The 12,059-nt window shown below is 40.8% G+C and carries 8 protein-coding genes; 2 read left to right on the top strand and 6 right to left on the bottom strand.

Going from position 1 to position 12,059, the window contains the following annotated elements; translation table 11 throughout:
* Nucleotides 1-3: 3 nt before the first annotated feature.
* The 6 genes from BV902_RS22535 to BV902_RS22560 form a co-directional block, all read right to left on the bottom strand.
* Nucleotides 4-2,025, bottom strand: a complete 2,022-nt coding sequence (locus tag BV902_RS22535; RefSeq protein WP_157626193.1) for an alpha-galactosidase — start codon at nucleotides 2,023-2,025, stop codon at nucleotides 4-6.
* Between the two features lie 73 nt (nucleotides 2,026-2,098).
* The gene (locus tag BV902_RS22540) at nucleotides 2,099-3,298 is read right to left on the bottom strand and encodes a DUF4998 domain-containing protein (protein WP_075993877.1); all 1,200 of its coding nucleotides are present in this window, start codon (nucleotides 3,296-3,298) and stop codon (nucleotides 2,099-2,101) included.
* 24 nt (nucleotides 3,299-3,322) lie between these two features.
* On the bottom strand, nucleotides 3,323-4,552 hold the full coding sequence (locus BV902_RS22545) for a DUF4959 domain-containing protein (protein WP_075993878.1): 1,230 nt from the start codon (nucleotides 4,550-4,552) through the stop codon (nucleotides 3,323-3,325).
* Nucleotides 4,553-4,566: 14 nt separating this feature from the next.
* A complete protein-coding gene (locus BV902_RS22550; protein WP_075993879.1) occupies nucleotides 4,567-6,504 on the bottom strand; it encodes a RagB/SusD family nutrient uptake outer membrane protein in 1,938 nt (645 codons plus the stop codon).
* 25 nt (nucleotides 6,505-6,529) lie between these two features.
* Nucleotides 6,530-9,769, bottom strand: a complete 3,240-nt coding sequence (locus tag BV902_RS22555; RefSeq protein ID WP_083663739.1) for a SusC/RagA family TonB-linked outer membrane protein — start codon at nucleotides 9,767-9,769, stop codon at nucleotides 6,530-6,532.
* Between the two features lie 304 nt (nucleotides 9,770-10,073).
* On the bottom strand, nucleotides 10,074-10,379 hold the full coding sequence (locus BV902_RS22560) for a hypothetical protein (protein ID WP_075993880.1): 306 nt from the start codon (nucleotides 10,377-10,379) through the stop codon (nucleotides 10,074-10,076).
* A gap of 222 nt (nucleotides 10,380-10,601) precedes the next feature.
* Here BV902_RS22560 and BV902_RS22565 point away from each other — a divergent pair, with 222 nt between their 5' ends.
* Together BV902_RS22565 and BV902_RS22570 are read left to right on the top strand one after the other, a co-directional pair.
* Nucleotides 10,602-11,474, top strand: a complete 873-nt coding sequence (locus tag BV902_RS22565) for an AraC family transcriptional regulator (protein WP_075993881.1) — start codon at nucleotides 10,602-10,604, stop codon at nucleotides 11,472-11,474.
* Between the two features lie 134 nt (nucleotides 11,475-11,608).
* Entirely contained in the window at nucleotides 11,609-11,941 is a 333-nt protein-coding gene (locus tag BV902_RS22570; RefSeq protein WP_157626195.1) for a hypothetical protein, read from the top strand.
* The last annotated feature ends 118 nt before the right edge of the window (nucleotides 11,942-12,059 follow it).

Consider the following 12,059-nt stretch of genomic DNA (forward strand, 5'->3'; position numbering starts at 1 on the left):
TAACTAAAGAGCAATCTTAAGCAATTTTGCTCCTGCTTGCTCAAAGGCAATGGGATTCTTAGCAGTAAATTCCTGCGCTGTTTTTTCAAACAGTTCCACCGCCTTATAGGTTGTATTTGGCTCCAGGCCAATCTGTTTAAAATCTATGTTTATTGTTGCCGGGGCTGTATTGTAATTAAATACGGCCACATACAGCGTTGTTCCAATCTTTTTGTAATAATACGTATTTGCTGCCTTTCCTTCTACAAATCCTGCCGGACGGAAGCTTTTACCGTCGGCTATAATTTTTAGAATTTCGGGATCCTGCAGATATTGATTCATCTTTGGTTGCCAGTTTTCTTTTTTCGACAGGTCGTCGCCAAGGATAATGGTCCCTGTTACCACACCGGAAAGCAATCTTGCCTTATTGACTTCAGGGCTTTCATCGTGAAAGACCAGGTGGTCGGCATCGATAAAATCGTAGAGATAGGTTTGCCACCAGCCGTAACTAACGCTATTTAGCGTATATTGAGTTTGATCGATCGTCTTCCAGGCGTCGCAGGCTATTCTGCGCATGTGTGCAAATTGGGCAGTTGCCAGGGACGGCGAAATTGCGGCATAGATCAACATTTTACCCTGCAGCACGTCGACGAGATGTTTCATCCCCACAGCATAAGCCTGCATACCTGTCTGAATTTTCTTATCATAAAAACCTGTGGATTCGATTGCCGCATGAGAGAGGAAATCGACCTTGATCATTCGGAAGCCACAGTCGACCAATTTCCCTAGGATCACATCCATACGGACCAACGTACCGGGATGTGTCGGGTCAAGAGCCCGACCACCATCTAAATTGTGGTAGCCTTTCTGGGTTTTGGTCCAAAGCTGGCCAAAGGTAAACTGACTTCCCTCCGCCTTGCGGTCGGGGCCACTTCTATGCCCCCAGTCTGTAAAAGGGGCCCAATACACGCCGGGCTTGAGGCCCAAAGAATCACAATAGCGAACAAATTGCTTCAGCTGCGTGTAGTCACCTGACATACCTCCGGGTGTCATATTATCCCAAAAAGAGTCAAGATCTATAAAAGCCTCGCCATCTGCGTTCCGGAAATAAGGAATATCTTTCGCAAAATAATCTGCCGTGCCTGTGGCATTCTGAAAATTAAGTTTTTCCTGTATCACACCCCAGCTGTTCCAGCCGACAGGTGTGGCTCCTTGCCACGATTTTACATAGGCCGGCGATAGCTTCCGGTGGATTTTAGCATAGTTTTCGAGCCCTGTACGCCAATCCTTGTCGTAAGACACGAGGTATTTTGGAGAGTGAATGACATCCCCCTTCACCGTCCCGTGCGCCATGGAATCGCGTGTGATAGTTACATCCGTAAATCCGGCCTGCGCTGCCAGGTGGGTATATTGCCCCTGATCTCCTTCGATCGCGATACCCGATTTCCAGACGGATTGATCCAATGAACCAATCAACAGCCCTTTTCCGCTGTCCTTATCGTATACAACACCGACTTCGGCGCTGCGCTTACTATTCCTTGCAAGGACATTGTTTTCATACGAAATAAACGTATCGTTATCAAAAGGAACAGCCAGTTGGTACAAGGATTTTCCCAGGCCGGCAACCGACGCATTTGACCAGATCGGCACAAGTTCATTGCTGGCTATATTTTTACCCCTAACTTCCAGCTCAAGGATGACCCCATCTATTGTGTCGTAGCAATAAAAATGCTGCAGCAATGTGATGCCCTGTTGAGTTTTAACCGAAATGGTATACTGTATGCCTTTGCCCAAATTGTCCTGAATAGGCTTTTCTGTGACGCTGCGGGTTCCTTTCAGTTTATCGGTACTAATTTTTTGTCCATTAGCAAGTGCCAGATAGGCACTTGCTTGTTGGATATAGGCGACTTGATCTTTACTTAGTGAATATGTTCCATCTTGTTTATTATAGGTCAACGTTAGGCCATTTTTCTTGACCTGAAAAGGCTGCGCATACACAGTCATCGAAGCAGTCAGTAAGAATAATATTCCAAAAAAATATTTCATCGATTTATTTTTGAGTTCTCTATTTTGATTCCGTTTTTTCAAAGATTTATTAGGGACATTAACTTTTATACTATTATTGTCCATTCCAGAAACTGAGCTCGCTCATGTTACTCTGATTTGTATCACCGTTCGCATTATGTTTGACCCGGATTCTAATATACCTAACTGGTGGTGGATTTTTAATCAATTCAAACTTTTTAGCGGCACTTCCATCATCGGTTCTTACGGCATCCAATAACAATATCCATCCTTTTTGTATCGCTTCATCCTTCCAGCCAGCGTCATTGGCCGGCAATGTAGTAGCTGCATTACTAATATCTGCTATTCCCCACACCTCAAACTGATCCGGATTATGACAGCAATTTCGACCTGTCTCCTCTAAAATACTTAGATTATTATATATCTTACCCATATCGAAACTAATGGTATGCGGTAAAGGCACATTACTTTGACTATGGTATATATTCGGATATCCCTGCGGTCCTATACTACCATCCCACAAATTTCGAAGGGGACTTTCATTCAATGTACCAACATCGTTGGGTAACGAGAGTTCTTTGAACAATGATTTATCACATAAAACATTAAAATAAACCTGTGGAAAAACCGCATCAGCTGTGGCACTAAAAATATCTATAGCATTCCGCGTGGGTTTATAAGAAGATCTATACGTAATTTCCGTTCCTGGCTTATAATCGTTTAAATTCAGAATACTATCTGTTGGAGCAAGATCAACTTCTTTGATCATATTCGCGGTAGTGGTATATTTCACTTTTGTCGTCACATTTACGGTATCCGGTTTGTTAAAATTAAGTTCGACCTTTCCATTATCAAAAGTTACATAAGGAACATCAGCATTATAAGGTCTATTCAATAAACTCGCCCGATAAATAGGTCCATATATTTTGGCGTTCAGAAGTTTCGGAATGGATTTATTTCCTTTCGCATCGTATGAATAGATCGTGAATGTATATACTGCTTCCTCCAAATTGGCAATTGTTGCCGAGATACTATCCTTTTGATCAGTGACATTGACAACGACGGAATCTTTTTGATTATAAAAAATCACATACTTGACAATACTTGGATCAGAACTTTTTTTCCAGGTCAGTATTGTTCGAAAATTTCCTGGCTTTTCAAGCACCTGACCAACCAAACCGGTATAAACAATTTCATGCCCCCCGAGTAAGTCCCGGAAATCTGTCTGTTGTTTGCTACAACTTGCAAGTAATGCAAGAAAGAAACAGATTAAAGTAATTATATTATTTTTCATTGTTTGTTACATTGATAAACTTTACTATTCAGGTGTTCCATAAGGCGTTATCTCCATCAGATGCGCACCGGCCTCTCTTCCCCAAACGGTTGACACAGCTATTCGCAAATACTTAACTGGAGGAGCACCAAATGGCACTCTAAAACTTACACCTTGTTTAACAAATTCTTCGTCGGCAGCAGTCGAGTTGGCCGGTGCATTTCCGGATGGTGGATCGGGGAAAATAAAATTCCCTAAATTCACCCAATTGCCAATCACCGCCCCTTCATCTGCTCGCACAGGTAACTTGACATTATCAGGTATGGCAGCATTGCTCCCCCATAACGAAAATTCCCTAGGATTGGCATACTTATACGTATACTGTGATCCTGTTCTTTCAAACAATACAAAGCGACTCAGCTTATATGTTTTTCCTATACCAAAACTGCAGGAGTAAGGGAGAGGTTCTCCGAACTTGGTATGCCAGCCACTGCCATCGGCCCTACCGTCCCACAAATTTTGTATCTGCCAGTTAAAATCTATTGGAGTATCTGAACTCAGATTCAGTGTACTAAATTTGTTTTTGTCCATCGCCTCTTCAAACAATGGGGTCAATGAAGTCTGTAATGTATCTGAAAAATTTCCCCAGCGGTCAGCAACATATACTGCAAATTTGCGTTCAACGGCATTAAACCCAAATACAGAATGATTTATTTTAGTAGCTTTGGTAATAAACTGGTCTTCAATTTCCATCAAACCAGTGTTTTTATTGAAGCTTAACAACACGATGCTGATCTGCTTGCCCGACGGATTATCGCCCGTAACATTGACGCCAGAAAAATCCGGTGATAGCACAAGTGATGGACGGGTTTCCAGATAGGCTGGTATCTCCGGATTTACAGTAACGGTAACGGGGTCAGACATAATATTAGCTCTCGTTACTGTATACAAAGTGACTTCGTAAGGTTTTTCTTTCGCAAATCCCTCCACAACCACCGTATCCTTATAATAAGAAGACTTGGTCTCCCTAACAAGGTTATCGTTTACCTTGTATTTGGCCAACACATACAGAATATTCGGTGAATTGGGCAAATTATACGTTATATTGGCACCACCTGTAAAATTATCAACCTTAATGTTACTAACAGGCAAAGGTTTACTTGTATCTTCCGAGATAACGACATTAAAGCCGTTGTTTTTCTTACAGCCGCTTATAATAACTGCTGTCAGTATAAAGAGAGCTAAAGGAAGAGTATATTTTTTAATATTCATCATAACTAAGTTTACTGTTACCACAAAGGATTCTGAACTAGATTACTATTTACCGGAAAATTATCGGAATTAATTGGCCATAAATAGTTCTTTGCACTAAAGACCGGAACAAATAAGGTCAAAGGGCGATAATAATTAACGGATTGCTCATTATATATATTCCAACCCTGTATAGGCTTACTCATGACACTCTGCAATTCCTTCCACCGGCGCAAGTCCCATCCCGGCACGCATTCAAATGCGAGTTCGATTCTTCGTTCCTGATGGATGATCTGACGCAAGCCTGATTGTGTCGTATATTTTGAGGGATTTGTCGACAAACTAGCGGTATACGAATCTCTTATTGCTGGTATATTTGCTCTAGCCCTTACAATATCGATATAGGGTAGTACCTCACTAAAATTCTTGCCTTGTTCATTTAGGGCCTCTGCATACATCAAATAGAGATCGGAAAGTCGCATCAATGGAAAATGAAAGTTTTCATAAGTCATTTGCGTACCGTATACTGTTAGATAATTCACCAATTTTTTGGCCCAATACCCCGTAATATTTGTATGTGATTGATCTTTAGGCCCTGCATAACTTGTCGTTCCCTTTGCCTGTACATAAAATGCATTTGTCGGATTATTTAATTCGCCGTTTCCATACCATACACCACCATCGAAAGCGATCGCAGCATAAAAACGAGGCTCACGTTTGAAATGTGCAGCGACAGTTTCATAACCATTGTGTACATAATATTGATCGTTAACTGTTGCTGTTTTCAGTGCATACCTATTTCTGTAATCCCAGGTTTTGTCCTCCTCAATAGGGAGTCCATTCGCTGTATAAAATAGTTCCTGTTGCGCAATCGGAACAGAAAGCGTTCCCTGTGCGCTACCTAAATTGGCTGCTGAGGCGGCAGAAAGCCGTGGCATAAAACGTTCTTGTAAACCAAACCCAAATACAGGATTCAAACCCCATATTAATTCAGTGTTCAATTCCCACTTTTCGGTAATGGCGGTTTGCATAGTCAAAACATCCTTTAATTCTTTTGGAAGATTTGCGGGCATCGCAGCTGTAGGTGTAAACGTATGCAAGCGCAGGCCATTAGCAAGACAAGCGTTTAGTGCCTCGGAACAAGCTTGAGCAGCGCGGTCCCATTTGGTATTATCTTTTGCCTGATTAAACAGAAGTTGACCATCTTTATTACCAAAGCCAATGTAATCCGGATTTCCATTAAATAGGGGACTAGCTGCAGTTGTTAAAATCTGCGCTTTGACGGAAAGTGCTATTAGTCCTGTAATTCGCCCCAATTCCAATTGTGGGTTTTGGATTTGAATGGGTAGATTCGGAATAGCCTCGTCAATTAACCGTACCATATAGTTTACAACCGAATCTACCGGAGCCCGCTTCACCTTAACGTCTTCGATTGAGCTATTAATTGGTAAGTTGACATCAATAATTGGAATAGGCCCGTACATTCTAAACAAGTAAAAATGATAATAGGCTTTCAAAAACTTCGTTTCTGCAATCCATCTTTTCTTTTCCGATTCACTAAGGTCGATGGGCTTATCAATGTTCTCAAGCATAGTGTTACAACGTCTTATTGCCTTAAAAATAGCTTGCCCTCCCTCAGCGCCATCCCAGTAATTCAGCCCTGGTTTTCCCGTGTTCTGCGTACCTCTCATGATATTAAATCCTACAGGATTAAGCCCCTGATTATCATTTATTTCATTTGGTGCAGGATAGATTATCTCCCCTGAAGTAGAAAAACCCGCGTCCAGCCAAGGCGTATTCATCTGCTGTAACGTTGAGTAGCAGGTAAACAGATAATTTTCAGCCTCGTTACGATTTCTAAAAGCATAATCGATTGTACCGACATTGTCAGGTGTAACATTCAGGTACTTCTTACATGACACCGTCGAAATAAACAGGACAGCCATGTATAAAAATTTTGAATATGATGTCTTCATGTGTTGATTCATTATAGTAAAAGGCTTATATACCGAGGTTGATGCCTAGGTTATATACTTTCTGGAGCGGATAGGCAAATCCATTTCCTCCCAGCTCGGGATCCCACATTTTGAAGGGGCTCCACGTCAACAGATTCAATCCACTAAAATAGATACGCAAGTTCCTGACCTTAATCCTGTTTAGTAATTTTGTCGGGAATCTATAACCAAACTCCAAAGATTTCATCCGGATAAAGCTACCGTCGCGTAGCCACCATGTACTATTTTGGCGATTGTTTTCTATCTCCGCTCCATTTGTACCCAATCTTGGGTATAGGGCATATAAATTTTGGTTATCTTCAGACCAATGGTTATCTGCATACTGTTGGATCACCTGGGTATTTCCCGGTAACCAAGAGTCAGGGCTCTTGATAAATGGACTTGTCCGAGCTGGATCGATAACAAAAGAAACCCTTGCCTGCCCCTGGAAAAATACGCTAAGATCGAAATTTTTATATCCTGAGGATAAACCGAAACCATATACAATTTCTGGAACTGTTGGATTGCCAAACCAAGTTTGGTCCTTACCGTCGATAACACCATCTCCATTTAGGTCACGATATTTAATGTCACCACCTCTTGGTGCAATTCCATTACTACTGAAAATCTGGGTCGGCGAATTCTGCGCTTCTGTATCGTCAACAAATAAGCGCTCAGCGATATAACCATAATTTCTATTTATTGCCACACCGGTATGAAGTCTATATTTTTCACTGTAATTAGGCTCTTCATACTGGGTATATTTGTTTTTGGCGAACGTAAAATTTGCGATGGAAGAGATCCAAAAATCATTGCTAAAGTTGTGTTTTCCATCCAATGAGAATTCAATTCCTTGAGATTCCACCTTTCCAATATTTGCGTTTATGCCCGCCTCTAAGCCCATTGTAGTTGGAATATTAGCACGATCCTGGAGAATATCGGATTTATAGTTTTTATAAACTTCAGTAATCAGCTTCATATTTTTCAGGAAAGTAAGCTCCAATCCCAAATTGATCTGTCTCGAAATCTCCCAGGTGACATCTCTATTTTCATAATTATTGATTGTTACACCATTATGCGAATAGCCATTATTAATTCCAAAATATGCTGGATTGCCACCATTTAGATTTACATCCGATAGATAAAAAAATCTTCTATCACTAATTGCATCATTTCCAACCAAACCATAACTACCTCTAAGTTTCATTCGATTGATCACATTGGAAAAATGTCCATAGAACTTTTCATCAGATATAATCCAGGATGCCCCCATTGTTGGAAAGAATCCATACCTATGATTTTCCGAAAAGCGCTCAGAACCGTTGTATCCGAAGTTGAACTCCAAGAAATATCGGCTTTTGTAGGCATAGGTCGCACGTCCGGATAAGCCTAAATTTCGATAAGGCAGCGAGGTAAACAAAGTCTTTGCGTTCGCATTTAACTGCTGTTGTTGTGTTCCTATCAGTGCCGCGCTAATATTGTGGTTTTCATTCAAATCAGCTGTATAGTCCAATACGCCCTGTAAATATAAAAATGTGCTGAGTGTACTCTCTCCGGCGTAATAATTTAAATACTCTCGCGCCTGATCAGGTTTATTGTTAATCCAGTTCAACGTATATTGATCACTAGCTTTGTCGTAGGATTTTACATTATAAAAATAAGGTGCATAAGCCAGTTGTGATTCAAATCGCGCATACCTATTTGTGCTAAAAATGCTTCTGAAATTCAGACCTTTTGTAATAAAATCCAATTTTTGATTTAGTTCCAACTGAGCCAGCATCCGTGATTCCGAAAATCTTCTGTTTCCTCGAAGTAAAGCAGCATAGGGATTAATGTTCTTTACCTCAGTTGACGAAGATGGTAATGTACTACCATCAGGCAAAACAGTCGCATCGGTATTGTTCCCAAAGAGAATATGTTGTACACCGGCATTTGCCGCATCAGGTTCATAAAAAGCTGGAAAATCCACCGGACTTGTATGCATCGCTATATTATAAAGATCTGTTGCAAAAGATGGATCATTGGTCATCGGCCCCCTATATTCATTGAAATTTCCGGAAAGACGAACAACAAGTTCCGTACTTTTAGTCAGATCGATATTGACATTAGAACGGAGCTGATAATTTTTAAAGCTGACATTGTTATTATTGTTATTTCTAATATCCGTCTTCAAAATACCCGCGTCGTTTGCATATGACCCAGCAATATAATAGCGAGCCACACCACCTCCACCAGAAACATTCAGATTTGCTCTTTCGGTACTTGTCCGTTTCTTAAACAACATATCCATCCAATTGACAGCTGGATAAACAAAGGGATTACTTCCAGGTGCACCTTCCATAGATGCCTGCGTATTCATAATTTTGTTAGGAGTATAAAGTGGTACTGCAGCTGGATTTCTTGTCAAGAGCGCTTCATTATATAATTTCATATAAGTAATTGGATCAGCGAGCTGCAAATTTTTAACAGATTCAGATGCAGAACGTTCCAATCTAACATCAATTTTTGCTCTTCCACTCTTCCCTTCTTTTGTTTTTACGAGAATAACGCCATTTCCGCCCCGCGCTCCATACAAAGCCGTAGAACTGGCATCTTTCAAAATAGAAAAGCTCTCGATATCATCAACTTGCAATCGCGCTAGATCGGAACTGGTCATTTCAACGTTATCAATCAAAATCAGCGGATCTCTTTTGTAGCCAAAGGTTGTAACGCCACGAATAAAGAAATTTGAGTTATCCTGCCCCGGTTGTCCACTTGGTTGAAATGCAATTACACCTGCTACTTTTCCGGCCAACGCATTGGTTAGATTACTCGCCGGCACTTTCAAGTCTCCGGGCCTAACGGAAGTCACTGCTCCGACAATTGCTTCTCGCCGTTGTTTTTGCCCCAATGCCGTGACTACAACTTCACCGATCTCGTTGCTTGTCGATTTCATCCGTACTGTTACAGTGAGCTGATTAGGCTGCACTTTCAGGAGTTGTTGCTGATAACCTACTATGGAAAATTTGAGTACATTTCCATCAGCAACATCCAACTGAAACCGTCCTTGTGCGTCGGTCTTTGTCGCCCGTCCCTTTCCCTCCTGGGCGACAACACTCACACCCACAATTCCCGCTCCCAGCGTATCAACAACAGTCCCGGAAAGCTTCCGAAACTGTTCCTGAGCATATCCCTTACTTATAGCCAAAGCAATAAGAAACAGGAATAGTCCAGTTTTTTTAATAAAGTTAATAGATTTCACACTCATAGATTAGATGGTTATTATTGGTTATTATATAAGGTTTAAAACAGAATAGCAATTCCCCTTTAAATTAGCTATACTATACTACTCTATACTAGTTATTAATCAAATGTATAAAATGTATTTATGTCATCCAAATATTTTTTACAATAATAGGTTCACGCTGTGTGTCATAACTAGGCTAGCGAGCCACTATTTACCACGAGGAAATAGGAAAAAAATAAAGCGGGATGCACAATCATGGCTGATTATACATCCCGCTTAGTAAATAATTTTAAAAATTTTGATCACAAAAAAAGGTAGGCCTAGCCTACCCTTTTGTCAATGAGTGATGATATTTTAACGTATGATTGAGTGAATGTGCGGTCTGCCGGGCATCGTCCTGATAGGACGATAAATCTTGGCAGGCTCTGATATCTGCTACATCCACCTTGTTTCTTACTTTGCTGATGACCTGATTTAATTCCGATTTCCAGTTGCCCGGATCGCCAAAATCGTCCACCCAATTTTTGTTGATAAACCTTTTATAGTTCAAAAGCAAAATATACAATTCCTCACCACTACCGGCGCGATTGATTGACGTGCGCCAGTTCTCTAATTTTTCTTTAAAACTCATAACCAGCAATATACAAAAAAAATATTACTTTTTCAAATTAAGGAGCTTATACTGCCTTTCATTGACCTGAATATGACATGTCGCATATTTTTTTGACCGACAGCACTTGCATTGCATGGATAGGACCTCAATTCCCTGTCAAGTAATATTCAGAAAAACTATTATATTTATTCATTGCGATTTTAACGCTTAGGCGTTTCCTATTGGTTTGAAGACACTATTATGCGTTATTTTGATTTTGACGACAGCAAATACGGCTTTCCCTTAGCGATGGATGCCCACCGGTTCGAGGATAATACCGATCTGATTTTTGAGGCCGGTCCGCACACCATCAACTTTTTTGAGATCATGTTTTTTGAACAGGGAAACGGAGTCGCATATACCAATGAAAAACGTATCGAATTATGCCCAGGCACCATCTTATTCGCTTCACCCAACCAAATTAAGCAATGTGACTTTGATAAAAACGGTGTCAAAGGATTTCATTTAATCTTTAAACCCGAGTTTTTGGAATCTTTCTTTCAGGATAAAACACTGGTATACAAACTCCCCTATTTTTACAATTACTCATTTGCACCTTATATTGTCGCTATGGAGGGTGATTTTGGGTTGTTCAAATCCATGCTCTCCGAAATTGTTTTTGAAGTCGGTGCGTTCCGATCCGACAGCCCCAATATGATCCGCGCATTACTTGCCAGTATTTTACTTCGACTGGACCGGCTATTTCGTGCGTTTCACCATATAGCCAACGAAAGCGCAAACAACAATTTGCTCACTCGATTTAAAATGCTCATGGAAGAGCATGTCAACTCCAACCTGAACTGCAACCAATATGCTAGTTTACTAAAAATACACCGCAATGAGCTGAATCACAAAATCAAAGCCTACACGGGACATAGTCCAATTACCCTCCTCCAACATCGAAAAATACAGGAAATCAAACAGCGGCTTCTATTGGATGAACAGTCTATCGCCCAAATTGCCTTTGAACTTCATTTCAGCGATCCTAATAATCTTTCCAGATTTTTCAAAAAACTGACGGGCTTATCTCCTTCCGCATACAAGCAGAAAATGCAAAATGATAGTTTTTCATAAACTTGTGATATTTATTCAATGACGCAGCAGGCTACCTTTGCATAGATCGTCATTCCAATCGCGCGGTGAGGATCTCCGTTTTAAGATTCATCAGCTGGATACCTGTATGTTATCGAGCTACACAATGGAAAAATATGCTAAAACTACTGCTACTCTCTTGTTCACTGTATGGGCTGTTTACTACTCCACCTTACCGTATTACCGGTCGGTTGGTTGACCATCAGTATAACCCCGTTGGGTATTTTATTCTTGAAACCTATGCGTCCAATAAGGAAAGGGAACCCTTGGCTTTATTAGGTCGAGATACCGTTAGAAACAGCAATGGCGAATTTAAAATACAGGTGGTAAAAAAGGGCAGCTATCTCCTGAAAATAGCCGTTCCGGATTACACCGATTATTCCCTGTTTACCACGATCCAGGATTCCAGTTACTCTTTTCCCGAAATACACTTACAGCCGACCAAATAAGTGCCATCTATTCAGCCTTGTATCCAGCCTTTTGCTGTTAGGAAGCTTAGCTTACCCATAGACCCTGTTTTTGCGATCACATTAGCCTTCTCTAGGGTGATTGGTCGTATTCGCGTAA

This window comes from Sphingobacterium sp. B29 (assembly GCF_001952815.1).
Classification (GTDB): domain Bacteria; phylum Bacteroidota; class Bacteroidia; order Sphingobacteriales; family Sphingobacteriaceae; genus Sphingobacterium; species Sphingobacterium siyangense.